Annotated in this window: 26 protein-coding genes; 6 read left to right on the top strand and 20 right to left on the bottom strand. The window is 53.4% G+C overall.

Going from position 1 to position 23,020, the window contains the following annotated elements; all coding sequences use genetic code 11:
• Positions 1-266: 266 nt before the first annotated feature.
• Complete coding sequence (locus K1558_RS02535; protein WP_238649790.1) at positions 267-434, bottom strand: CBS domain-containing protein; 168 nt, start codon at positions 432-434, stop codon at positions 267-269.
• A gap of 77 nt (positions 435-511) precedes the next feature.
• A complete protein-coding gene (locus K1558_RS02530) occupies positions 512-1,693 on the bottom strand; it encodes an amidohydrolase (protein WP_420800397.1) in 1,182 nt (393 codons plus the stop codon).
• A gap of 240 nt (positions 1,694-1,933) precedes the next feature.
• Here K1558_RS02530 and K1558_RS02525 point away from each other — a divergent pair, with 240 nt between their 5' ends.
• Together K1558_RS02525 and ftsW are read left to right on the top strand one after the other, a co-directional pair.
• Positions 1,934-2,281: a YugN family protein gene (locus K1558_RS02525; RefSeq protein WP_238649788.1), complete on the top strand. Its 348-nt coding sequence runs from the start codon at positions 1,934-1,936 to the stop codon at positions 2,279-2,281.
• A gap of 5 nt (positions 2,282-2,286) precedes the next feature.
• Positions 2,287-3,534: a putative lipid II flippase FtsW gene (gene ftsW, locus K1558_RS02520; protein ID WP_238649787.1), complete on the top strand. Its 1,248-nt coding sequence runs from the start codon at positions 2,287-2,289 to the stop codon at positions 3,532-3,534.
• An 82-nt stretch (positions 3,535-3,616) separates the two neighbouring features.
• Here the strand turns inward: ftsW and K1558_RS02515 are convergent, their stop codons facing one another.
• Positions 3,617-3,982: an Asp23/Gls24 family envelope stress response protein gene (locus K1558_RS02515; RefSeq protein ID WP_238649786.1), complete on the bottom strand. Its 366-nt coding sequence runs from the start codon at positions 3,980-3,982 to the stop codon at positions 3,617-3,619.
• Positions 3,983-4,137: 155 nt separating this feature from the next.
• On the opposite strand from K1558_RS02515, the gene cax reads away from it, so the two are divergent.
• On the top strand, positions 4,138-5,208 hold the full coding sequence (cax, locus tag K1558_RS02510; RefSeq protein WP_238649785.1) for a calcium/proton exchanger: 1,071 nt from the start codon (positions 4,138-4,140) through the stop codon (positions 5,206-5,208).
• A gap of 86 nt (positions 5,209-5,294) precedes the next feature.
• On the opposite strand, the gene K1558_RS02505 is transcribed toward cax, so the two are convergent.
• The 5 genes from K1558_RS02505 to K1558_RS02485 all read right to left on the bottom strand — a co-directional run bounded on the left by K1558_RS02505 (position 5,295) and on the right by K1558_RS02485 (position 10,347).
• Positions 5,295-5,597 (bottom strand): Fpa/YlaN family protein, encoded by a 303-nt coding sequence (locus K1558_RS02505; protein ID WP_238649784.1) that lies wholly within the window; start codon positions 5,595-5,597, stop codon positions 5,295-5,297.
• A 179-nt stretch (positions 5,598-5,776) separates the two neighbouring features.
• Positions 5,777-6,019: an HPr family phosphocarrier protein gene (locus K1558_RS02500; protein ID WP_238649783.1), complete on the bottom strand. Its 243-nt coding sequence runs from the start codon at positions 6,017-6,019 to the stop codon at positions 5,777-5,779.
• Positions 6,020-6,152: 133 nt separating this feature from the next.
• Positions 6,153-7,268: an aminopeptidase gene (locus K1558_RS02495; RefSeq protein WP_238649782.1), complete on the bottom strand. Its 1,116-nt coding sequence runs from the start codon at positions 7,266-7,268 to the stop codon at positions 6,153-6,155.
• A gap of 106 nt (positions 7,269-7,374) precedes the next feature.
• Positions 7,375-8,232, bottom strand: a complete 858-nt coding sequence (locus K1558_RS02490; protein WP_238649781.1) for a hypothetical protein — start codon at positions 8,230-8,232, stop codon at positions 7,375-7,377.
• Positions 8,233-8,340: 108 nt separating this feature from the next.
• Positions 8,341-10,347, bottom strand: a complete 2,007-nt coding sequence (locus tag K1558_RS02485; RefSeq protein WP_238649780.1) for a sensor domain-containing diguanylate cyclase — start codon at positions 10,345-10,347, stop codon at positions 8,341-8,343.
• A gap of 381 nt (positions 10,348-10,728) precedes the next feature.
• Here K1558_RS02485 and rpsD point away from each other — a divergent pair, with 381 nt between their 5' ends.
• The 3 genes from rpsD to K1558_RS02470 all read left to right on the top strand — a co-directional run bounded on the left by rpsD (position 10,729) and on the right by K1558_RS02470 (position 12,326).
• On the top strand, positions 10,729-11,328 hold the full coding sequence (gene rpsD, locus K1558_RS02480; RefSeq protein WP_238649779.1) for a 30S ribosomal protein S4: 600 nt from the start codon (positions 10,729-10,731) through the stop codon (positions 11,326-11,328).
• Between the two features lie 339 nt (positions 11,329-11,667).
• On the top strand, positions 11,668-11,862 hold the full coding sequence (locus tag K1558_RS02475) for a type II toxin-antitoxin system HicA family toxin (protein WP_238649778.1): 195 nt from the start codon (positions 11,668-11,670) through the stop codon (positions 11,860-11,862).
• Between the two features lie 80 nt (positions 11,863-11,942).
• Positions 11,943-12,326, top strand: coding sequence for a type II toxin-antitoxin system HicB family antitoxin (locus tag K1558_RS02470; protein ID WP_238649777.1), 384 nt, complete (start codon positions 11,943-11,945; stop codon positions 12,324-12,326).
• Between the two features lie 128 nt (positions 12,327-12,454).
• Here the strand turns inward: K1558_RS02470 and K1558_RS02465 are convergent, their stop codons facing one another.
• The 12 genes from K1558_RS02465 to K1558_RS02410 form a co-directional block, all read right to left on the bottom strand.
• Positions 12,455-12,991, bottom strand: coding sequence for a hypothetical protein (locus K1558_RS02465; RefSeq protein WP_238649776.1), 537 nt, complete (start codon positions 12,989-12,991; stop codon positions 12,455-12,457).
• A gap of 112 nt (positions 12,992-13,103) precedes the next feature.
• The gene (locus K1558_RS02460; protein ID WP_238649775.1) at positions 13,104-13,799 is read right to left on the bottom strand and encodes a M15 family metallopeptidase; all 696 of its coding nucleotides are present in this window, start codon (positions 13,797-13,799) and stop codon (positions 13,104-13,106) included.
• Positions 13,799-14,065, bottom strand: a complete 267-nt coding sequence (locus K1558_RS02455) for a phage holin family protein (protein WP_238649774.1) — start codon at positions 14,063-14,065, stop codon at positions 13,799-13,801. The genes K1558_RS02460 and K1558_RS02455 overlap by 1 nt, the downstream gene beginning before the upstream one ends.
• Before the next feature lie 15 nt (positions 14,066-14,080).
• A complete protein-coding gene (locus K1558_RS02450) occupies positions 14,081-14,365 on the bottom strand; it encodes a hypothetical protein (RefSeq protein ID WP_238649773.1) in 285 nt (94 codons plus the stop codon).
• A 97-nt stretch (positions 14,366-14,462) separates the two neighbouring features.
• The gene (locus K1558_RS02445; protein WP_238649772.1) at positions 14,463-14,567 is read right to left on the bottom strand and encodes a CD1375 family protein; all 105 of its coding nucleotides are present in this window, start codon (positions 14,565-14,567) and stop codon (positions 14,463-14,465) included.
• Positions 14,560-15,123 (bottom strand): hypothetical protein, encoded by a 564-nt coding sequence (locus tag K1558_RS02440; protein WP_238649771.1) that lies wholly within the window; start codon positions 15,121-15,123, stop codon positions 14,560-14,562. The genes K1558_RS02445 and K1558_RS02440 overlap by 8 nt, the downstream gene beginning before the upstream one ends.
• A gap of 16 nt (positions 15,124-15,139) precedes the next feature.
• On the bottom strand, positions 15,140-20,191 hold the full coding sequence (locus K1558_RS02435) for a phage tail-collar fiber domain-containing protein (protein ID WP_238649770.1): 5,052 nt from the start codon (positions 20,189-20,191) through the stop codon (positions 15,140-15,142).
• Positions 20,192-20,204: 13 nt separating this feature from the next.
• Positions 20,205-20,756: a phage tail protein I gene (locus tag K1558_RS02430; RefSeq protein WP_238649769.1), complete on the bottom strand. Its 552-nt coding sequence runs from the start codon at positions 20,754-20,756 to the stop codon at positions 20,205-20,207.
• The gene (locus tag K1558_RS02425) at positions 20,749-21,876 is read right to left on the bottom strand and encodes a baseplate assembly protein (protein ID WP_238649768.1); all 1,128 of its coding nucleotides are present in this window, start codon (positions 21,874-21,876) and stop codon (positions 20,749-20,751) included. Before K1558_RS02425 ends, K1558_RS02430 begins: the two co-directional genes overlap by 8 nt.
• Positions 21,877-22,212 (bottom strand): lysozyme, encoded by a 336-nt coding sequence (locus tag K1558_RS02420; RefSeq protein ID WP_238649767.1) that lies wholly within the window; start codon positions 22,210-22,212, stop codon positions 21,877-21,879.
• Positions 22,209-22,628, bottom strand: coding sequence for a phage tail protein (locus tag K1558_RS02415; protein ID WP_238649766.1), 420 nt, complete (start codon positions 22,626-22,628; stop codon positions 22,209-22,211). Before K1558_RS02415 ends, K1558_RS02420 begins: the two co-directional genes overlap by 4 nt.
• Before the next feature lie 4 nt (positions 22,629-22,632).
• The gene (locus K1558_RS02410; protein WP_238649765.1) at positions 22,633-23,019 is read right to left on the bottom strand and encodes a phage baseplate assembly protein V; all 387 of its coding nucleotides are present in this window, start codon (positions 23,017-23,019) and stop codon (positions 22,633-22,635) included.
• Between the last annotated feature and the right edge of the window lies 1 nt (position 23,020).

Here is a 23,020-nt window from a genome sequence, read left to right as displayed (position 1 = left end):
GCCTGCTTGCGAGCACCATGTATGCTGTTTTTCACATACCTTTGGTCCATATGTCGCTGTACCAGCCAATTGCTGTTCGGTTCTAGGCATAGCTTCAGCATCAAAGTCATTCTACAAATCATTCAAAAAATATTTATCCCCAAATCTATACTCATCTTATCCACAATAGAAGAAAATCATAGTTTCCTAAAAAACAAAATAACCCCACAATGTGGGGCTAAGTCTGCGGGTGGCAGCATAAGGAAAATGGGCCAGCCATCATACTATTAATGCAGCGGCCGCTGCGAGATTTCACTCAGCGCCTCGGCAGCTTCATCCGCAAAGATACGCTGCACGGCCAGGTCGCCAAGCGACACGACTCCGGTCAGCTGCTTGCCTGGGGTCAGTGTAACCGATACCGGATGTGCGGTCATAACCTCTTTGACTGTCTTCAAGAATAGCCCTCCTGCCCTGCATGTCGCCATGCCCTATGAGGATAGTTTTTCCTGGAGGCAGCCATTATATACCGATATTATAAGGACTTGTCTTCATGCAGCCGGGAATCGGCCATCGCAATCAGCAGCTTGAGCCCGTAGAGCATCGCATCCTCATCGAAATCAAACTGGCTGTGATGATGGGGATAGACGGCGTTCTTATCAGGATTGCCCGCACCTACGAAGATGAAGCAGCCGGGAATCTCCTTCACATAATAAGAGAAATCCTCCGCCGGCATGATCTTCTCCATTAGGATGACCTGCGCCCCTTCTCCCAGCGCCTGCGGGGCAACGCGGGCAAAACGCCCGTATTCCGCTTCATCGTTCACGAGCGGCGGATACCCCATCAGGTAATCTACGTGGGCTTTCGCTCCATGTGCTTCCGCTATGGATGCCGCCATCTCTTCAATTCTGCGGCGGATCAGCATACGCGTCTCCTCATCGAACGCACGGACCGTTCCGGTAATCCGGCAGCGCTCGGCAATGATATTCTGGGCGGAGCCGCCCTGAATCGTCCCTACGCTGACCACTGCCGGGCACAGCGGGTCCACATTGCGGCTGACGATACTCTGCAGCGCGGTAACCAGCGCCGCTCCGGCCACAATACTGTCTACGGTGCGGTGCGGCATTCCGCCGTGTCCGCCCCTGCCGGTCAGGTCAATGAAGAACTCATCGGCGGAGGCCATCAGCGGCCCCGGCGCACTGCCTACGGTCCCTATAGGCATCGGTGTCCACAGATGCAGCCCGTAGACGGCATCCGCCCCTTCCAGCACGCCCTCGGCGATCATTCCCACTGCACCGCCGGGGCAGACCTCCTCCGCCGGCTGGAACAGGAAGCGGATCTCGCCTCTCAGCTCCCCGCGGCGGGCGCTGTAATACGCAGCGGCGGCCAGCAGCATGGCCGTATGCCCGTCATGCCCGCAGGCATGCATCACGCCGGGATTCCCGGAAGCATACTCCCGGCCGCTCTCCTCTGTAATTGCCAGTGCATCCATGTCCGCACGCAAGACCACCGTGCTGCCGGACTGCCCGCCCTTAAGGACACCTGTCAGCCCGTAGCCCGATCCGCTGCGTCTGATCTCGATCCCCAGCTCGGTAAGCCTGGCTGCAACATAAGCGGAAGTCTCTTTCTCCTGGTAAGACAGCTCCGGGTGGCGGTGCAGATGACGCCGCCATTTCACCATATCCGGAAGCAGCTCCTCTGCCGCTAACCTCTCCATCATTCTCCATTCCCTTCTCCGGCAGACAGGCATCGGATTGTCTGGGTGTGGGGTTGTCCCCCCGGCCCCGCCTGCAGTATGCCATATTTCTTTTCATTGTAGCAGAAACGTAAAAAAGTGGGTATGGATCACACCTCTCTACCTTGCGCAAGCCCGGGAAACATACTATCATGAGGTAGAACAAGTGCAAATTTTAATTACAAATGATTCATTATACTTCATTAAGGGGAGTTGTGCGCTATGATATTTGAGAACACGGGCCTCGAAGGGTTGAAGAGCGACCTTCAATACCTCGACGAGAGCGCAACCAAAGCCGGATTCATCAGGTGGCAATGGGAATACTACCGCGCTACTTACGACTGCAAAATAGAAGACCGCCAGAACGGCAGCGATTACTTCCTGCGGATCAACACCCGCGCGGTGGAAGGCAAGCTGGAGAAGGCGGATGCTGTGCTTGCGATTGAAGCCGTCTACCTTGGCAAAGCAACCTTCCCCCATGGCGTGGAGTATGACTCCCCGGTACCCCAGCCGGTGCTGGATTCGGCGCACAAGCATATCAATGATTTGAAAGCGCTGCTGGAGGCTTGAGTACCATGAAGGCAAAGCCCGCTGCCAAATCCAGCCTGCCCAAGCGGGGAACGCCCGATTTTCAGCTTCTTATTCTGACTTTGCTGTTCGTCGGCTTCGGGCTGCTGATGGTGTTCAGCTCCAGCTCCAGCCTGACACTGGCCAGCGGGAAGTTCAGCAATGATGCATTCTTTTTCGTGAAACGCCAGTTTATCTGGGCCGTGCTGGGCAGCTTCATCATGTTCGTTGTGATGAATATCCACTACAGCAAGTTTAAGAAGTGGTACGCTCCTATCTTTGTAATCACATTGATCCTGCTGCTGTTCGTTGCCACTACAGAAGGAATTAACGGCGCGAAGAGCTGGATGAGCATCGGAACCCTGGGCATTCAGCCTACCGAGCTGGCCAAGATCTCAATTATTCTGTATCTAGCTGCCCTGATCACTAAAAAAGGCGAGCGCCTGCGCGATTTGCGGACAGGGTATATCCCGGTCATGATTATCGTCGGCATCGTAGCCGGACTGATTATGCTGCAGCCGGATTTTGGCTCCTGTATGATTCTTGTTGCTACCAGCGGATTGATCATTTATGCCGGAGGCGCCAGCATGAAGCATATCATGGGCTCAATCGGCCTTCTGATTCTGGGTGTGGCGCTCGTTATAGGGGCCAAGACCGCCATCGACTCCCTGTCGCCGCAATCTGAGAAGACAGTGGTGAAGCAGGATTACCGGCAAGGCCGGATTGAAGCCTTCCTCGATCCCGAGAAAGATTCCGCCGGCACCGGCTATCATATCATGCAATCCCTGATCGCCCTGGGCGAAGGCGGACCGCAAGGCTCAGGGTTCGGCAAAAGTATCCAGAAGCTTCACTACCTGCCTTATCCGTATACTGACTTTATCTTTTCTGTCATCGGCGAGGAGCTGGGCTTCGCGGGGACAGCCATCTTCCTGCTGCTCTACCTGTATTTCATCTGGAGAGGCATTCTGATCTCCCTGCGGTGTACCGATCCGTTCGGCACCCTGGTCGGCATCGGGATTATGGGACTCATCGCCATTCAGGCGTTCATTAACATCGGCGGGGTTACGAATACCATTCCGCTGACCGGGGTCACCCTGCCCTTCATCAGCTACGGCGGCTCCTCCCTGATGGTCACCATGCTATGCATGGGCATTATGCTCAGTATCTCGAGAGAGACCAACCGCCCGGCTAAGGAGGAAGTGGTCAAGTCAGTAACCACCGTCCGGCAGGTTCGCGCTAACCGCAGCGCCCGTTAATAACATAATAGCCCAATACGTACAAAAGGCAGCCCGGAATCATCCGGACTGCCTTTTGTCATGCTGCTTCGAGACCTGCCACTTAAGAAATTTCGTCGTTCTTGAACGCTACGCCTTCGACCTTAACATTAACCTCTACGATGTGGAGTCCTGTCATGCTCTCCACAGCCTCACGGACATTCTGCTGAAGCATCCGGCACACTTCATGAATCGGCGTCTCATACAAGACGATAATGCGCAGATCCACCGCTGCTTCCAGCTGGCCGACTTCAACGGTCACGCCCTTCTGCACGTTCTTGCCGCTCAGGCGCTTCGCCCAGCCCTCTGACAAACCGCCAGACATGGCTGCAATTCCGGGAGTCTCCAGCGCGGCCAAGCCGGCAATCTTCGAGACAACGTCATTCGAAATCCGTATATTTCCCTTTTCCAGTTGAAGCTGTTCTGCCATGCCATATCCCCCCTACTCTCATTATCAATTATTGTAATTCCAAATCAGCCCAAAAAGCAAATGACTTTCTCGCAGCCCCGTTTACACCCCGGAACAATTTGGGTATATTGAGTATGAATTCAACCTACATAATAGAGACTGGAGTGTGCCCTACCTTGAAAAAATGGATCTCGCCTGCGCTGCTGGCCGTCACCTTCCTCCTCAGCGCCATAGGGCATTATGCTGACTGGGATCATACCCTTCAGTTCATATTGTCCGCTATTGCGGTCGTCTTCGTGGCCGGCTTCCTCGGCAGGGCGACAGAGAGCGTAGCCCACTATGCCGGGCAGCGGCTGGGAGGCTTCCTGAATGCGACATTCGGGAATGCAGCCGAGCTGATCATCGCCTTCTTCCTGGTGAAGGAAGGGCTGTTTGACATGGTTAAGGCAAGTCTGACCGGGTCGATCATCGGTAACCTGCTGCTTGTGCTCGGGCTGAGTATTTTTGCCGGGGGGATGAAGTTCAAGGTTCAGAATTTCAATGCCACCCTTGCCGGTCTGAACGGCTCCCTGATGATCGTTGCGGTCATCGCCCTGTTCGTCCCCGCCATGTTCTTCAACACCCATTCCATCACAGAGAAGGACACAGATGTGCTTAGTCTGGTGGTCGCCGGGCTGCTGATTGCCGCCTATATGGCCTGGCTGGTCTTCTCCATGATTACCCACAAGAAATATCTGGCCGATGTTACCGACGACAATGCCGAAGAGCTGCCGAATGAGCATGCGCCCGTCTGGTCGCGGAACCGTTCGATCCTCTATCTCGTAATTGCCACCGTTATGGTCGCATTCGTCAGTGAATGGCTGGTTGGTACACTGGAGACCCTTACAGAACGTTTCGGCTTCAGCGAGCTGTTCGTCGGCGCTTTCCTGGTAGCGATTATCGGTAACGCTGCCGAACACAGCGCGGCAATTATGCTGGCCATGAAGAACAAGATCGGTGCGGCTGTAGAGATCGCCGTAGGAAGCAGTCTGCAGATCGCCCTGTTCGTGGCCCCGGTGCTGATCTTCGCCAGCTATTTCATGGGCAACACGATGTCCATCGTCTTCACCACCATTGAGATCGTAGCCATTGCCGTATCGGTGTTCATCGCCAAGTCCATTATCCAGGACGGGGCCACTAACTGGTACGAAGGCCTCCTTCTGCTTGCGGTGTACATGATTCTCGGTGTATCGTTCTATTTAGTATAAAACATCCCCACAGAGTTTATAAAAAAACGCACATGACTGACCCGAAGGGTCTTCGTGTGCGTTCTCTATGATTGGCCTGAAGGGTCTTACATCTCCCGCTCCTCAGCCTTCTTGTTCAGCGCCTCATACAATACCGCCAGATTGCGCTCCAGCTCACTCAGCACCTGCTTGCCTGTAAGCTCCGGCACCAGCCCCGCCCTGACCGCAAAATCGACCTCCCTGGAGAAGCCGTACATCTGGGTATCCAGCACTTCCTCATAGAGAGGGCAGTAACGGGTTGCCAAGTTCTCCATCTGTACTTCGATAAGCTTCTGAATTTTATCGGCATCTTCTTGTAGAAGATTGATCGCTTTGAGGTTAAGCTGTTCCTGCAAATCCGATGAAGTCATGCATTATCCCCCCCATGTCCAAAAGTTACAGCTGCTTTGTTCTTATTATTCTTAATATTAGTCGAAATTAGGACCTAATACAAGAATGCAGTTCGCTTATTCCCGAAGTTGCTGCAAAAAGTGCCGTATTCACAGCAAAGACGCCCAGCCTTATGGCCGGACGTCCCCGGAAAAATGAATTACTCTGCAACCACAGTAAATTTCAAATTGTGTTTGGCAAATACTTCGCTCATTGCTTTCTTCGCTTCCTCGGCATCTGTGCCATGTACGTGCAGCTCATAGCTTTGGCTGGATACCAGAGTAGTGAACAAGCCAAGGATGCTCTTCACATCAATGTACTTGTTGTCCGCTTGAAGAACGATAGATGAATTAAACTGGCTTGCCGTTTGTGCAATATCCACGATTGCCGCATTGTTGGACATAGGAATCCCTCCGCAACTTGATAATAAACTAATGTTCATTGGTAACAATTCCATGATACCTTGAATCCGCTTACCCACGCAAGGTGTTTCTTCAAAACAAGCCTGCACGGACTGAACAGCACATACATCTATATTATTTCAAATTCTCAGGGTTTAGACCTTCCAGCTCCGGCACGACAAAAATCCCGTCCTTGCGGATGAGCACATCGTCGAAATAGATCTCTCCGCCGCCGTAATCCGGGCGCTGAATGAGCACCAGATCCCAGTGAATGGACGAACGGTTGCCGTTGTCGGTCACGTCATACGCCTGGCCTGGTGTAAAGTGCAGACTGCCGGCGATTTTCTCATCGAACAGAATATCCTTCATCGGATGCAGAATATAAGGATTGAAGCCGATGGCGAACTCGCCGATATGCCGCGCACCTTCATCGGAGTCCAGAATCTCGTTCAGCCGTACGGTATCATTGCTGGAAGCCTCGACGATCCGGCCATGCTCGAAGGTAAACTTCACATTCTCGAACGTCACGCCGTTGTAGATCGAAGCAGCGTTGTAACTAATCGTCCCGTTAACGGAATCACGCACAGGCGCGCTGTACACCTCTCCGTCCGGGATGTTCTTCTGCCCTGAGCACTTCTCTGCCCCGATGCCCTTAATGGAGAAGCTGATATCTGTTCCCGGCCCGGTAATCCGCACCTTGTCCGTTCTGCGCATCAGGTCAGCCAGTGCATCCTGAGCCTTGTCCATTTTGGCATAATCGAGGTTGCAGACTGCGAAATAGAAGTCCTCAAAAGCTTCGGTGCTCGTATTGGCAAGCTGGGCCATGCTGGCGTTAGGATAGCGCAGGACTACCCATTTCGTGTGCTTGACGCGCTGCTCGCTATGTACCGGGTGGGAGTAGAGGGAATTGTAGAGCTTCATGTTCTCTTCCGGCACATCCGCCAAATCATTAACATTCTCGCCGGCACGGATACCGATATAGCAGTCCATCTGCTTCATCCGGTTCAGATCAATGTCTGCCCAGGTCTTCATTCCCTCAGGAGTTGCATATTTAAGCATACTGCGCAGCACTGTGCGGTCAGTCAGCTGTACGAAGGCGTGTCCGCCGGCTTTGCCGACCTCCTCCACAACGGCTTGAATCAGATCGCGCTCACTGCCGATCATTTCGACGAGCACATTCTCACCGGGCTGCACATTTACGGAGTAACCGACCAGGTTCGCCGCAAGCTTCTGAATTCGGGGATCTTTCATTATTCTCTCTTCCTTCCTCTTGCTGAAAATAAACATACCGTTCTATTGTAGCACGCCTGTCCTTGAGCGCAAGCCAACCGCAGACCGTAGCTCACGCACCTGCCGCTTATCGATAATCATAGAAATCGACCTGTGTGATATAAGTCTCCTCAGTATCAGTTCCGGACTTCCCGGGATAGGTCAGCGTACGGTTCCAGGTGAGCCGCTCAGGCAGATTGCGCTTTGGATCAACCTTGAGATAATAGACGGTCCGGATTGCCGCCCTATCCAGCCGCTGCTGCAGCTCCGCCCGCTTCTGTTCCCACAGGGCGGTCTTGGCTTCCAGCGCCTTCGTATGCTGGCTGGCCGTGCTGCCGGAACCGCCCGGAGCCGCCGGGCGGATCGCCTGCATCTCCTGCTCCAGCTCCGCAGCAAGCTGGCTGCGCGCCTCCTCCGCTGTCAGCTCAATCCGCAGCACCCGGGTTCCCCTGGCACTGCCGGCTTCTTCGCTTACAGTCTTCTGCCGCTGCTCCAGCTCCTCCAGGTGACGCAGCGGATTCAGATTCTCAAGCGGGTTACTCTCCGCAGTTACCGGAGAAGCCTGCTTCAGCGTCCACTTCCCCTTCTCCTTCACCATCTGTGTGAATAAGACCGGTGTGCCCGCTGACCCTTGCTTGAGCTGCCGGGGACCGGGCTCTGAAGCAGAAGCGGCAGGAGCCCCGTCCGGCAGCAGAGAATACAGGCTGATCTTCTTATGATCCGCCACCTTCCCTCCATAATAAAGCGTAGAGTCCGGCAGCGTCTTGCCGCCGACCAGCAGCGCAGCCGCCCCCTTGAAGGACACGCCGTCGCTGCCTTCCATCCCGGCCAATACCAGACTCAAGTCCTCTGCTGCCGGCTTGTCCTGCAGCACTGCACACCCGCTAAGGCTGCAGACCAGCAGTACCGCGAGGCTTCCTGTGCGGATGCACAGCCACTTGCCCATGAACATCATCCCCTTTCAGATTGAATGGAATTCCATTCTTCCTAGGGTCTCCCTGAATACAGGGCTTATACGTTCATGAACACGCACAGCCTGAAGAACCCTGAAGGCCTAAGCCCAAGGGTTCTTCGCGGAATTCTCCGCCAGCTTGTTGTCGATGACAACTTGATTACGTCCGTTATTCTTGGCATCATAGAGGGCCATATCTGCACGGTAGAACAGAGACTCGACACTAACCCGCTCATCCGTCCAGCTCCACTCGGCAATCCCGCAGGATACAGTGACGCGCGGCTCTGTCTCTCCCATGACCCGCTTGCGGATACGCTCAGCGACGAAGACCGCCTGCTGGACGCCCAGCTGGGGCAGATAGACTGCAAGCTCTTCACCGCCCCATCTCGCGGCGACATCGCCCTGGCGGATGGAGGACTTCACAATATCGCTGACCTGCTTCAGGATTTTGTCGCCCTTCTGGTGGCCGTAGGTATCATTGACCATCTTGAACTGGTCTATATCCACCACGACCAGGGTCCCGCAGAAGTCTGTAGACTGCCGCTGCTTGATCTCTTCATCCAGATAGTGCCGGGCGAAGAGCCCGGTCAGCGTGTCGCGGTTGGCCAGCCGCCGCACCTCTGCATGGAGCCTGGCGTTGCCTACGGCCAGCCCGATATGGCCCGCCATCGCCTGCAGCAGCCGGTAGCTGTCGTAGGAGAAGAAGTGAGGCTGCTTGTGAGCCAGCATAATCGCTCCGCGGACCTCCCCGCCCACGTTAAGCGGCGTTGCAATCAGGGATCGTGAACCGGTTGCATCCATGAGCGCCGAGGTTTGGCCTGCAGCGTATTTGTAATCGGAGAGCAGCAGCGGCTCCCCCGAGGTATGAACCTTGCTGCCCAGTCCTTGCCCGTCCTCCAGCAGCTTGCCCAGCAGCGGAATATAGTTACAGGCGATGACCTCCAGTCCGCCCCGCTCATCATTCTTATGCAGAATGCAGCAATAATCCGCCTCGAACATGGCCAGCAGCTCCTCGAAGGCGAACTGGAAGATATCGCCGAGCCGCAGGCTCTGATTGAGCCGCTGGGTCAGCTCATTGCTCATGCGCAGCTCACGGATGAGCTGGTTGGAGCGTTCGTACAGCTTCGCATTCTCGAAGGCCGTGCCTGCTGTATCGGCTACCATAGTCAAAAAGCTCAGATCCAGCTCATGGAAGGAATGCTTGTCCATCACCATATGAAAGACACCATAGACCCCCTGCTTACCGCCCAGAGGAAGCCCTACCTCCACGATCCCGTTATCCCCGTGTCCGTGATCAAGAGTTACCCTGCCGTCCTTGAAGGCTGTGGCACAGACATCCTCTCCGGCCCATTGCAGCGGAAGCGGCTTGACCTGCGGGTGGGAGCTGCGGTGGTCCTGTGACATATAGAGATCCAGCCTTGCCCCGGGATACATCGCCGCGATGCTGTCAATGACCTCGGTGAGCACAGCATCCACATCGATATTGTCATGCATCCGCTGGACAATCTGAAAAAGCAGTGAACGGCGGCTGCTCTCCCGCTCGGAATGCAGCTGAATGCCTGCAAGGTCCGAAACAAACACATGCTCGAATCTGCGGTAGAAGCAGGTCTGGAAATGCATCGCCATCGCTTCTGCGGTATACCTCCCGCCCTTATCGTAATCCTCCAGAGGCATCAGGCAGCCCAGAACCGCAAAGATATCCCCGTGCCCCCGGGTCATTACAGGCAGCCCGAGCAGCATCAATGCTTCCCCGGCATCCAGAATCTGAACGGCCTCGATACTGCTTGTCCGCAGGCAGCCCCTTGCCGCCTCCTCCCACTTCTCCTTCCAGCGCCCCTGCCGGAATTCATAGGCGGAATCCAGCCAATTCCCTTCATAATTAAGCACACACCAGCTCCAGGACTTCGCGAAGGAGGTGACGGCTTGTCCCTGCCATTCTCTGAAGCTCTCAGCGATCAAGCCCCCGGCATAGGGGAAATCGTGAGGCACAATGTCCGTATCCCTCAGCCAGGCGGCAGGATCTTCAAGCTCACCGCCGGATGGCCTGGCGATCTGCAACAGCACGCGGGCGCCCATATCTTTATCGCCGTATGCCCCCTGCTCTGCCATAAAGAGGACCTCCTTTGCATCTTTTTTTCCGATAACATCCAATTAGCTATATTTTACTCCCTTTCTTTAGGTATTGCATTATATTTTCCGCAAAACCGGGATTTTTTTTAGGACCAAAGAACTAACGACAAACCTTGACAAAAACTCTTGAAAGTTGCGCTTGACTTTACCTGTTATTTTCATATAATATTTATTGTTGAACAAGACTGTAACAAGTCTTCATTGGGCGTAACGTTGTGTCACCCTCTACGCATTTCGTTACTGCCAGGGCAGCGGCTGAACTCCCCCGGCAGTGTGAAACCATTACACGCTTTCACGGATACGAATTGCGGCGCAAATAGGCCCTACACTACATTTTCTTAACAAGGAGTCTACTATAATATGGCACGTTACACCGGACCTAAGTTCAAACTCAGCCGCCGTCTGGGCATTTCCCTCAGCGGTACAGGCAAAGACCTGAAGCGCCCTTTCCCTCCAGGACAGCACGGCGCTAACCAACGCAGAAAAGTAAGTAACTACGGAATGCAGCTTCTTGAGAAGCAAAAACTGCGTCACATGTACGGCCTGGGCGAAAAGCAGTTTAAAACTCTTTTCACTAAGGCACAGAAGCTTCAAGGTATCGCGGGCGAAAACTTCATGTTCCTGCTTGAGAGCCGCCTGGACAACCTGGTTTACCGTCTTGGATTCGCCAACTCCCGTGCAGGCGCACGTCAGCTGGTATCCCACGGCCACGTAACCGTTAACGGCAAAAAGGTTGACATCGCTTCTTACCGCGTAAGCGTGGGCGACGTAATCGGACTCCGCGAAAGAAGCCGCAGCATGACTTCGATCAAGGAAGCTCTCGAGAACCGCAACCACCTTCCGGCTTACCTGGAATATGCTGACGGTTCGTTCGAAGGCAAATATATCCGTTTGCCTGAACGCGCTGAGCTGTCCCAGGATATCGACGAGAAGCAGATTGTCGAGTTCTACAACCGTTAATAACGGTTGATCGCAAACAAGTCTCTATTAAACCCCGAAAGCCCTAAAACACTGGGCTTCCGGGGTTTTTTCGTTCAGAGACATACGGCAGGATAATGCAATATAATGCACCGAAGTGGGGCTAAGTGGGGCTAATCATTATGTGGGTAGACGCTATAATAACGTGTATATTAGATCATGAAAAGAGCCGCAGCAGGCCAGTGCTGGTGATTAAGCACAAGCCGTATGACAAGCTGAGATTTTAGGGTAAGGCAAATTTTCCTGAGCACCATCTATTTCATAATATCTTGCAATACGTACTGATACGTGTTATAATATTATTAGGAGGTGAGGAAAAGGATGAAGAGTTACTCTTCAAGAGAGGTGTTAAGGATACTGAACGAAAACGGATGGTACAAAGTACACTCCGTGGGCGATCACTTCCAATACAAGCACCCGACCATTAAGGGCAAGGTTACCATAACCCACCCGGTCAAAGATGTTGCAATACATATCCTAAAGGATATAGAGAAAAAGACGGGGCTGAAATTCTAGCCCCCCCCTTTTTACTCTTTTTAATAAATAAATATATAATGATATTGATTTTTAAAAATCAAAAAAAGAAGGTGTATTCATTGAAGAAGAGCTATACGTATCCTGCGGTCTTGAACTTTACAGATAAACACATTGAAATTTCCTTCCCTGATCTGGAAGAAGCTCTCTCCCAGGCCGATAATGTGGAGCAAGCCGTTAGACGTGCAAATGAAGTATTGAAACTCACCATTGAAAGCCGTTTAGAAGATAAAGAGGAAATTCCGTTGCCAACTCCTTTAAATGATCTACAACTTGAAAGCAACCAACGGACCATTGTAGCTACTGCGGTTTTGAACGAAAAGGTGAATTATGTTAAAAAAACACTGACCATCCCCAGCGATTTAAACGAAGATGCCGAAGTTGCTGGATTGAATTTTTCACAGGTGTTACAGCGTGCTCTCCGTGAGGAACTGAGTGGAAAATAACCGCCTGATGATGGCTGAAGGGAACCCGCCAAAACCAACCTGCTTAAAGCAGGTTGGTCGCGGGAACCCGCATCGAGCTGGCCGTGCATGGCTGGCCTTTACATATATTGTTCTTTGAAAATTATTATTCACTTAGAAAGTAGCGCCGCATTAATATCGGAAACAAGAATCCTTTCTGCTTCACCTTTGTCATTAAATGTAGGTGAAATGAGGTATTTTTTATTTGTATATTCGGAATCATATTTTAGTTCTTTAAGATACTCTTTATTAACAGAATCATAAGCATAGGCAAGATTGTTAGGCGAGTCTATTCCAACTTCTTCACCATAAATCTTTTTAAAATCGTTCTTGTTCATATTAATTTCTGCCCCGCCTACTGTCTTGTATTTCCCCTTTGAATCCTCGGAAAGTAGGATGCCAACCACTGAATTATCCCTGTAAATAACTGAGACACCGTTATTGTAAAACATCATGTTTCCGAACCCTTCTGATTCCGCTTCACCTGTAACCTTCTCGACGCTTGCTCTGCTCATGCCATAACTAACAATAGCCTTTTCATCATCGACCTTCACAATTGCTAAATCATCTGTACTAATTCCGCTCTTTGAAGATCCGCAGGCAGTGAGTACAGCCAAAAAGAGTAACACTAAAACACATTTACGCATGTCCAGCCTCCATAATAATTTTCCTAAAGTTTACCATGGGCATGAAAAAGAAAAAAGCCCTGTAGACCATTACGGCCAACAGGGCTTTACAAATTCCCAAACGCTTGGGATTTTACTTTCTAGATGTGATCTTCACAGTTTTAGTAGCAGCATCATATACAACACTGGCTCCCAGCGCTTCCGCCACCGCCCGGGCAGGTGTGTATGTTGTACCAGCATCAAGCACACCATCTGCAACCTTCTTTCCGTTTACTAATACGGATACCTTAACCTCAGTACTCACCTTATTTTCCTCCTTCGGCTTGATTCGTTCATACACTGTCTTCACTGCAGCATCCGCCGGCTTTTTTCCGGCCCGAAGGTCGGACAGCTTGAGTCCGAAACTCATCTGCAGATGCGGGTAGTCCTTGAAACTCGTCCAGTCTCCGCCCCATTCGAAGCCAATCGCCTTCGCCTGTTGTACGACCTCTCGCCAATCTGGAGTGCCGTCCTGGTCACCGTCCCTTGTCATATCCCAGGAAACGCTTGAACCATTAGGGAGCAGCAGCGCAAAATCGACCGCCAGTCCGTAATTATGATAACTCTCCCCGCCGCGCGCATTCGTAACAATGGCCCCCGGCCGGGTGCGTCCCTGGGCATAAAGTGCATTTTGCTCGGCTATCGTCCGTAGCCCTTGGGTTATCAGAATGGGAACCCCGCACGCATACGAGCGAACTATCAGGGCCTCCGTGGCCGCCTTAACAGCAGGATGCAACCCCGTCAGGCGGGTGGCGGACTTGGCTTTAACCTGTTCCAGTGTCAGCGCCATTACTCTCCTGCCCCCTTACGTGTCTGCTTGACCAGCTGATTGCCATATACAGCAACCGCGCCGCACAAGATGCCCTGCAGGACGCTATCCGGGGACAGCCCCATTATCAGACAAACCACTACAATAGCAATCAGCGTCACGATATAAATAATAGTCCAGTCCGGCACGCGCGGCGTCTGTTTAAGGACATATCCGATCACCCAGCAAACAGTAAGAACCAACAGCAGCTCCGGCTTGATAAAGCTCGATACAGCATTCCATTCCATAATTCAATGCACTCCCTATTCTTCAATTTTGTCTAGCCGCTTGTGCGCCTGCTTCGCCGACTCCTCCACTCTGGTAACGCGTTCTGCAAGGGCATCTGTCCGCTGCCCCTGAGCTCTTACATCCAATTTGATATCATCCACCCCGCGCTTGATATAATCCATGTCAGCCCGCATTGCAGCACCGGAGCCCGCCCGCAGCTCGGTCTCTTTTTTGGCGACACTCGCCCGGCCAAGCCACCCAAGCGATACAGCACTGATAACCCCAAGCGCTGACAAGAGTGACGTCAACTCAATATCCATGCCCATCTCCTCCCCCTCATCTCTAATGGTGTTAAAAAGCCCCCGGATACAAGTCCAGGGGCAAAATAAAAACGCCTCAATGGGCGCTGTCGTAACTCTATTCAGCTTCCAGCAGTGCCGCAACATCCGGCCGGATGATCTCCGGCACCTGCTCCAGCGTCTTGAGTCCCTTATTAATCAGGTTTGCGTATACCTTAACCATTGTCTTCTTCACCTCCTTCTGCGGGCGCGTTCGGTGCTTCTGGCTGCTGCTGCCCGGCAAGCACCAGCTCATACAGTTCTGCAAGGCCGACCTGTGCGTCAACCGCTTCCTGCTTGGCTACCTGCAGATCAGCCTTGGTCGCCTGCAGCTCCTCATAACTCTCTGCGAGGGCGACTTGGGTATCTGTCAGCTGCGCCTCTGTCTCATTGAGCCGGGCCAGTGCATCCGCAAGCTGCTGCGCGGTGTCTGCTGCTCCGGCCTCCACGGCTTCCAATCGGCCCTCCAATGGGTTTGGTTCATTCGCGTAGGTAAACACCAGCTCCCCCGTCTCCGGGTCCACCCGGTAGCCATCGCACTGCGCAAACTCGCGGGAGTACTGGCCGTATTGCAGTTTGACTACGCCGACCGTCTCCCGGACGCGCTGGGCCAGTTCCTTGATGGACGCAAAGTCCTGGTCTTCAGTAGTCTCAACGTAGCCCCGGCCCACGTACTCGCCGGTGTTGTGGATCACATTTCCAGTTGCCTTGTCATAGTAGATTTTCATGCCGATTTGCATATTAGCACCCTCCTTTTTATTCCCATGCTTCCCAAAGTAATTCATTTCCTGCTGAAGTGTTATACGTCAGTTGAAACCCATCATCGTTAAGGTGAATACCGGCGTTAGCACTAGAGTAGAGCGTCCATGTAACAGGCATTAAGATATTATCTCTACACCATACAAGTATCTCGGCCGACAGCATACCCCATGAATACGTGGATGTTGGTCGCCATACTCGAACATATCTAGGTCTAAAAGCGATGCCGGAAACCGTTACAATCGGGAAATTTTGTGTTCCGTGACTCTCCGTCTGTGTTGTCATCGAACCGTACGCTGTTGTTGAACCGCTGGCATATCTCTTTATTCCAACAGATGCAAGTTGCGCAACGGTTACCTTTATCTCTCCGGCACCTGCTCCACCTTTCCGATACCCTTCGCGCGGATATACAGCGAGTGCTCCGTCTCCCCAAAGTCCCACGCCCTGCGCGGGATCAGCACCATCGGTGATAACAGGCATTGCTCCCTGAAGCCCAAACATATTAACGTCAGCTCTAAAGTAAGCAGGGTTAAATCCTGGATCATCCTTATATATACCAACTAGCCCACCTTGATCTTGAGTGCCTGTCAAGTACGCCCCTTTAGGTATGGCGAGGTGTAAACGACCAACCCCTGAAGGTATTCCCACCGTTGCCTCTCTCCACCCTGGGTAATTCTCGCCGCCTCTTAATGGGATTTCCCCAGCAACTATACCGCTTTCAGTTCCAAGCGTTTTACCCGCCAGAACGTCCGCCGCTCCTGCTGTACCATACTCACCCCCTTCACCCTGTAAGATAAAAGCCTGGCCGTCATAGACCACCGTGTACACCCCGCCCTGCACCAACGGCGGGTTATTGCCGTTTGGCTTTTTGACGGACTTGGCCCCCAGGCCGTTTACGTTGAGCGTAATCGGGCCGGAGGTGGAAGATAACGCCTTAAAGGATAGGCGCTGCCCAGGTGCAAGCGCCGCAATTGGTGGATTCGCGGAGCCGGTGAAGTTAGGCGAGCTGCCCGCGAGAGTGCCCAGGTACGACAAAGAACCCTGGACCACTTCGGCCAAGGTTTTACCTGCGTGAAGGTCGGCATCCAGCCCGCTTCCCGCACCTGTAAATCTGCTATCATAAACCCTGCCCCAAGCAGAGAACGGACCGGCATTTGTCTTGTTTCGCGTGTACACCTTGCCATTGGTCCCATAGAAGGTCTGGAACAGCCAGTTTGTAGAATTATCATGTGCTTCACCTGTACTCAAGTAGTTTACAAGCACTCCATAATTTCCGGTCTCTGGGTGATTAGCAGCAGTACTTGTTGCTGTATAGACGCCAGGCGTTAGAACAGTTTTAAAGTCTGATACTGTGCCCTGACTCTGACCAGTGAACTGGCTATACGCCTGATTTCGCGGTTGTTTGGCATTTGAGTCAAGCCCGCCGTATCCTCCGGCAACATTCTTCCGCCCTGTATTTTCGACTTCTACCCACCCTGTCCATGCATCGGTAGGGTAATACGACAACCTATACTTAACAGGAGCTACGACATTGTAAGGGTAGAAATATTGAATAGCAGACACCCCACCCGCATACCCCTTAATCGTATGAATAGTGCCGTATGTGCTCGGCCACCCCTTAGATTCGGACGTTGGAGTGAAAAAGATACTGTTGCCTGTCGGATATGTTGACGGGAGGTCAGCTGCGACCTTGTAATCATCTGGGTAGACTGCCGGATGCTTATGATCCTCTCTGGAATACCTTGTTGATGTTCCAACTTGACCGCTGTTAAAGTCCTGGGATGGAGCAGAAGATCCCGCTTGTCCGAGAACAAACTCCGTTGTAGCTATCTGTTGGTTTTTTGTGCCGACAGCCGCCGTAGGTGCTGAGGGTATGCCCGTCAGCGCTGGACTGGAAAGTGGAGCTTTGCCGTCAAGATCCCTCCGCACATTATCTACCTTAGCCTCGATATAGTCGTCCGCGAAGTCCTGTCGGTCATTATCCTGCCGCAGCTCCCCAACACTCTGGACCACATCGGAGACCACGCCACCCAGGCCCGTCCGCCAGGTCGCGGCGGTCTCGGTGACATTGGCGGTGAGAGCGTATTTGTCCAGAGCGATGAAGGTCACATAGTAATCTGCTGATGTATCAAAGTTAGCTGGCAAAGCCCGGGCATTAATGGCTCCAAGTCCATCAGGCGTAAATATCCAGTTCCGGGTATCGTTTTCCGCACCTTTAAATACGGCGAGGAATTTCTGACTCGGGCGACTCAGGACAGCTTTGCCCCAGTAACTACCACTGCTCTGCGAGATGATATAGTAATTTCCGCTGTCCAGCTTCGGCACGACCTTTTCTCGCTGGATTACGCCCGTCTCCACGCTGATCTGATTACCACCCGGGTGGATGGTAATGCTCCCTTCAGCATTGGGAACCGGAACTGGGGCCGCAGCCTGCGCCAGCATGTAATCCAGCGTAGCCCATGCCGTCCACCCCGGGACTTTATTGGCGGCAACCCAAGCTTCGGTATTTGTTACCGGGGCGCTTCCGTCCAAGATCGACACCCAGGATGTATAGGCGTTGCCGTTGTTGGCAGCAGCCTTCCAGCCGTTGAATAGCGCCTTTGCTGCGTTTGCGGACGGATTAATTGCGTCTATCCAGCCAGAGTCGGAATTAGATACCGAAATTAGCAAGGTCCGTGATGCAAAACTCAGATTTGTAAGACGAGACAGCTCCGCTGAATTCCAATTGTCCCCCTCAAGAACTGTATGGGTTAGTGCCTTGCCATCGTAGCGAACAACCCTTTCGGTGTCATTTATACCGTCAACACCAAAAGAAGCCACGGCAAGTCTTTTGAACCCTGTATAGGTTTTATTCCAGTTCCACAGTAAGGAACCATCCAAAGCAATACCCTTTTTCACGCGCTCCACATACATCCAATCATTCCCCGCGCTGTACACACTGTCCCGCACATCCCCGATCTGCCCGAGTGTGACCGGGAGTACAACAGACTGGGGCTCCGCCGGCATGAATGAAGTGGCTACACTGCCTATTTCAAGCTGTATGTTCTCATAACGCTTTGTTTGGACAGCAGCCGTTGCAACCGATCCATAGGCAAAAAGGATAACTTCAGTTTCGGCACCCGAATTAAAACTGAAGCTTTTGGGGCCAACCCCTCCTAACCCTGTAATATTACTCACTCCATTATCACTACCTTTTCTTACACTAAGGGAAGGTAAGTCAGGTCCTGATACATTAGTCAAAATTGCAGACAAAGTGTACACGGTGTTTGGAATAACCTGTATCCTACTTGTTGCCGCATAGTTGTATCCGGCCCCTGTGCCGGAATTCACAGTAATGGAGTTATTGGATTTATCTTCGCTATAATTGGCTCCGCCGATTGTATTGGTCATTGACACAACAGATACACTAGCTGCATTTTTCCCTTGCTTTGTAATGACTACGCCCTGTACGTGTTGCTTGCCTGCGACAAAAGGATAGTAGTCATTAAAATTAGTAGCGTTCACCGTTGTGCCTACCAGATCATACTCAGCCTTCGACACTTCATACATGCGGAATCCAGTTCCAATAGCTGACTGGTTACTATTTGCAGCTCCATACACTTGAAAATGAAGATGAAAGCTGGTGCGTCCTGCCAATTCCGCAGGACTTGCCTTACCGAATGAAGTCTGCCATTGTCCCGTTGTAGTAATGGAGTTGCCGGGAAGGGTACCGTTGGGTGGAGTTCCGCCGCTACCGTACTCAAAGAGCACTCGTGCCGAAAGGGCATCGACAATTTGAATATCAATAGCAAACACATAATACTTACTAGGATCAACCCTGTTTCCAACATGCATGTTTTGGTACCCAGTTGCAGAGCTTGCCGTTGGACCAGTAAATGTAACCCGTAGTGCATCCACATTTTGATACTTTTTAATAGTGGTCTCATTCGTGAGGGCTGAATACTGTCCGTTAGCCGAAAAACTCCCTAACTTGTTAACTACAGGATTCACCAACGTCTGCCCCTGCACCACCAAATCCAGCTCGCTGCCGTTCTGATCTGCCGTCACAACCGATGTACCCGGACCCAGGGTTTGGGTCAGGTCTACTCGGCCTAATTGGCTGGCGTCTGCTTTGGCGTTCCAGGCGCTGCGCTCTGCGGCCGTGATGTGCGCCGTTGTATTGCCCGCATGGGCTGTGAGATTGGTCTGTACTGCGTCAGCCTTGGCTTGCGCTCCGGCGGTTGTCTCCTTGGCATTCCAGGCAGTCCGCTCCGCCGCCGTGATATGCCGGGTGGTATCGTCCGCATGGGTCTTCGCTGCCTCCAAGGTAGTAGCCGGAGCCGTCCGCCAGGAGGATTTACCGGTGATGGACTTTATCATGTTGGCAAGCCAGCTTAATAGAGTAGTCAGCGTGCCGCTCTCTCCTGATGGTGCTGTGCTGTCGCTGATTGTCCGAGTGCCAATGACGGTATCCGTTGCGGTGTTGGCCCCGCCCGCTCCTGCCGCAATGTTGGCAAGCTTAGTCTTCTCGGGAGTCGTGTAATCATTGGCGGACAGCCCCTTGCCGGATACCTTATCCACCTTGGCAGCGTCCAGAGCGTCCAGCTCGGACTTCTTCGCAAATACCAGCGATTCATCAATGACCGCTGTGATATTGGCCGCCGTGCCCACCACTACGATACAGTCAAAAGCCTTCTCGATGATGTCCGACCCACCGCCAGGCGGGATGTAGTCCGCTGTCGCCCCGGCGTTGGCGTAAGCATAGAGGATTTCCCCGGCGTCCGGGTCCTGCGCGAAGACGCCGACCTCGCGCCAAAAGAAGCCCGCCGTCACATCGGCATTGCGTAGCACCGTGCCGACCGTCACCTTATTGGGTGGTATGATGTTGATACGGGTAATCGGCAGGCTCTTTTTTGGAGATATCAACCCATTGAGTGCCGGGATCGACTGCCCGCTGAGTGATCCATCCCCCACGGCAACGCGGGTATAGTTGAGCTGCGCCCCCGCCTGCGCTTTGCCTTGCAGCACAAGGCCCTTATTTGTTAATGTCATGCCTCCGAATACTGCCACTTGCGGCCCCTCCTTAAATCGTAATTATTTCGCCCACATGCAAAAAGCCACCGAAAAATAACGGCAGCTCCTCTGCTTGAGATATGGTCACGCTGTCCAGGACGGTCGACAGCCGCTTGACGGCATCCACCGCAGCAATAAACTCCTGTGCCCGAGTTGTGGTCACATCGGAGTTATTGGTCAACACGCGGAAATGGTAGGGCTCGCCGCCGTATTGCCACCACTCTTCAACCGCTCCCCGCCCAAACAAGATAGCTATCAGGTCCTCCACCGCCTGCGGTGTCCCCTTGTGCCGGTGAAAAGGTATCGCATTTTTAACCAGCAGCCGCTTCTGGTCCAGAGGCAGGTCCGGGTCATAATAGGGTGGATTGTATTGCCAGGCTAGTTCGTCCGTCTCCGCGTCCGTCCACTCCGCCGACCGCCCGAAGATATCCAAGGCTGCTATCAGCCCGGTTGTTACCTGTAACTCGCCGTCAAGCGCCCCGGCCGCCGCCGCCATGGCCGGATCAGACCGGATCGATGGCGGCAACAAGTCCAACAGGCTCACCGTTTGAAGGTTAATCATCGGCCAGCCCTCCATAGGTGATGGTTGTCTCTCCATCCTGGGCAACCTGCAACGGAGTCAGGGCAGTGTATACCGGAGTAGTCGGCACAACCCGCAGCGCCCCGGCTGCCATGACTCGGGCAATCAGCTCCGAAGGGTTAATGTGCCGCCCCAGCTTGGACCGCTGCCAGAGCTGATAAGCAGCAACGGCCGCCGATACCGCCGCCTGGATGCCGGGCACCTCCGCCGACCGGCTCCGGCTAATGTAATAGGTGAGCGCGGTGTTATATGAGACCGGAGTCGGCGCGGTTACGGTCACCTGATCCGTCAATGGCCGGATGCCGCGGTCTTCCAGCGTCTCGGCTACCGCGTCCAGTACGTCCTGGCCCGGGATCTGCCCGCCGACCAGCAGGGGCACAATCGTAACCTTGCCTGCGGCCGGGGAATAGGCGTGTACATCCAGGATTGCAGCCGATGTGGACTTTGCCCAAAACTCATAGGCCCCCTGCGGGCCTGCGGTGCTGTAGGATTCCGGGGCAGCCCGGATACGCTCCCGGTATGCCGCGTCCGACTCCTCCGCAGCGCCGCCGCTGCTGGCCGTCAGGTTGGTTACAGCCTGCACAAAGGGCAGCTGATCCATCAGCACATTGACCTGTCCCGGCAAAAATCCATTGCCGGACGGGCCGGGCGTGGCGCAGACTGCTGTCACCGTGCCGGTTGTCGCTCCTGCCGGGATCTCCAAGTACTCCGATGTCGCAAAATAGATGGAGCCGTCCCCGCCCTGCGCCCCGACCCGGGTCCCCGCCGGAATAGATGTGGCCGAAGATAACGGAATGGAGAGCGTAAATTGCAGCGTGGTAATGGCCGCCGCAGCGTCCAGCCGCTCGGAACCCTGAAATGCACCCATATGATCCAGGAGCACCCCGGATGCAAACCGCAGCAGGTTACCCTTGGCCGTCTGATTAATGAGCACCCTCTGCTGTACGATGATAGCCGCCAGTGAAGACAAAAACAGCCGCACCGGATCGGCGGGCTGAAGGGTTCGGCCAGTAAGGCCCTCATATACGGTTATTACGTTCTGCTCGATGCCCGCAGCCTCTTCTTGTGTAAACTGAATCTCCGGCAAATCAACATATTCCATTTATGCGCCCTCCTCGTCTGCCAAACTGTACCGCACCACCGCCAGCAGGCGGCCCGTCAGCGCGTCCCGGATGTCTCCCGGAAACGATACCTCTGTTATTACAGCCCGGGGCTCCTGCTCCGCGACAGCCGTCATGATCTCCCCCAACAGGCGGGCACGGACAATTTGTTCCGGCTCATCCACGATTGAGTAATCCAGTCCAATGCCCCGCGCGAGGGGAGCGCTGCCCAGCGGTGTTGTTAAAATCGTCCGTATGTTCTGGGCGACCTCCTCCACCAGTGTCGGCGCAAAATTGATCTTTGACGGCTGCGTCATGTCTACTGTGTATGTGCTCATTTTACGTATTCCTCCAGCGTTATTGTCGCCTGAGCATCCACGATGTTACCCATGTTGTCCAAGACGTTCCAATCCTGCGATAGACTTGTGATGACCCATAGGCCCACCCCGATACCCTTCCGGCCGATAATGAGCGGCAGCGCCTTACCGGCGCGATCCAGTTCCGTCAGCCGGTCCAATTCCTTCCGGGGATTGAGCCCAAAGGCGGCGGCAAATCTCACAGAAAAAGTCACCGAGTCCACGCCTGGCCCTAAATATTCCTTTTTGGGCTTATGGCCAATAATGTCATGCTGTGCCCACCGCGTGGAGCTGGACCGGTTAAACTCATCAATGGTGCGGATAGCCCCCTCAGCAACGACAAAAACGACCGGCCCCAGGCTGCCGATCTTGGACATTACGTAATTTTGACCTGCCATGTCCTTAACCCCCGTTCGTGATGGTGCCTGTCACGGTCAGATTTCCATTAATCCGAACCCCTCCGGCCGCCTTGATCTGTAGTGTTTTAGCAGCACGGTCATAATAGACATAACTGCCATCCTCAAACCAAGTGCCGCGCTGATTATCGCTGCCTGGTGGATGTTCATCCGCCGTATAGTAGGTTCCAAGGCAAAACCCGGCAGATTGTCCATTATCCAGATACACACACAATACTGTCTCCCCGGGCTCCGGTAGGGCAACACCTCGCGCCCAACCGCCTGCGGCAATCACCGGCAACGGTGCAGAGACCATGTTCTCCTGGTCCACAAAAGCAACCCGCACGCTGGCCGTTACAGGGTCCACCGTGGATACAACGCCAATCTTGATCATA

Source organism: Paenibacillus piscarius, assembly GCF_022234545.1.
Lineage (GTDB): Bacteria > Bacillota > Bacilli > Paenibacillales > Paenibacillaceae > Paenibacillus_AQ > Paenibacillus_AQ piscarius.
This window is presented reverse-complemented; position numbering and strand designations above follow the sequence as displayed.

Excerpts from the sequence above, each read along its gene's own strand:
- K1558_RS02530 (WP_420800397.1), bottom strand. The coding sequence starts at position 1,693 with ATGGAGAGGTTAGCGGCAGAGGAGCTGCTTCCGGATATGGTGAAATGG.
- K1558_RS02525 (WP_238649788.1), top strand. The coding sequence starts at position 1,934 with ATGATATTTGAGAACACGGGCCTCGAAGGGTTGAAGAGCGACCTTCAA.
- ftsW (WP_238649787.1), top strand. The coding sequence starts at position 2,287 with ATGAAGGCAAAGCCCGCTGCCAAATCCAGCCTGCCCAAGCGGGGAACG.
- K1558_RS02515 (WP_238649786.1), bottom strand. The coding sequence starts at position 3,982 with ATGGCAGAACAGCTTCAACTGGAAAAGGGAAATATACGGATTTCGAAT.
- K1558_RS02505 (WP_238649784.1), bottom strand. The coding sequence starts at position 5,597 with ATGACTTCATCGGATTTGCAGGAACAGCTTAACCTCAAAGCGATCAAT.
- K1558_RS02500 (WP_238649783.1), bottom strand. The coding sequence starts at position 6,019 with ATGTCCAACAATGCGGCAATCGTGGATATTGCACAAACGGCAAGCCAG.
- K1558_RS02495 (WP_238649782.1), bottom strand. The coding sequence starts at position 7,268 with ATGAAAGATCCCCGAATTCAGAAGCTTGCGGCGAACCTGGTCGGTTAC.
- K1558_RS02490 (WP_238649781.1), bottom strand. The coding sequence starts at position 8,232 with ATGGGCAAGTGGCTGTGCATCCGCACAGGAAGCCTCGCGGTACTGCTG.
- K1558_RS02485 (WP_238649780.1), bottom strand. The coding sequence starts at position 10,347 with ATGGCAGAGCAGGGGGCATACGGCGATAAAGATATGGGCGCCCGCGTG.
- rpsD (WP_238649779.1), top strand. The coding sequence starts at position 10,729 with ATGGCACGTTACACCGGACCTAAGTTCAAACTCAGCCGCCGTCTGGGC.
- K1558_RS02475 (WP_238649778.1), top strand. The coding sequence starts at position 11,668 with ATGAAGAGTTACTCTTCAAGAGAGGTGTTAAGGATACTGAACGAAAAC.
- K1558_RS02465 (WP_238649776.1), bottom strand. The coding sequence starts at position 12,991 with ATGCGTAAATGTGTTTTAGTGTTACTCTTTTTGGCTGTACTCACTGCC.
- K1558_RS02460 (WP_238649775.1), bottom strand. The coding sequence starts at position 13,799 with ATGGCGCTGACACTGGAACAGGTTAAAGCCAAGTCCGCCACCCGCCTG.
- K1558_RS02455 (WP_238649774.1), bottom strand. The coding sequence starts at position 14,065 with ATGGAATGGAATGCTGTATCGAGCTTTATCAAGCCGGAGCTGCTGTTG.
- K1558_RS02450 (WP_238649773.1), bottom strand. The coding sequence starts at position 14,365 with ATGGATATTGAGTTGACGTCACTCTTGTCAGCGCTTGGGGTTATCAGT.
- K1558_RS02445 (WP_238649772.1), bottom strand. The coding sequence starts at position 14,567 with ATGGTTAAGGTATACGCAAACCTGATTAATAAGGGACTCAAGACGCTG.
- K1558_RS02440 (WP_238649771.1), bottom strand. The coding sequence starts at position 15,123 with ATGCAAATCGGCATGAAAATCTACTATGACAAGGCAACTGGAAATGTG.
- K1558_RS02430 (WP_238649769.1), bottom strand. The coding sequence starts at position 20,756 with ATGATTAACCTTCAAACGGTGAGCCTGTTGGACTTGTTGCCGCCATCG.
- K1558_RS02425 (WP_238649768.1), bottom strand. The coding sequence starts at position 21,876 with ATGGAATATGTTGATTTGCCGGAGATTCAGTTTACACAAGAAGAGGCT.
- K1558_RS02420 (WP_238649767.1), bottom strand. The coding sequence starts at position 22,212 with ATGAGCACATACACAGTAGACATGACGCAGCCGTCAAAGATCAATTTT.
- K1558_RS02415 (WP_238649766.1), bottom strand. The coding sequence starts at position 22,628 with ATGGCAGGTCAAAATTACGTAATGTCCAAGATCGGCAGCCTGGGGCCG.
- K1558_RS02410 (WP_238649765.1), bottom strand. The coding sequence starts at position 23,019 with ATGATCAAGATTGGCGTTGTATCCACGGTGGACCCTGTAACGGCCAGC.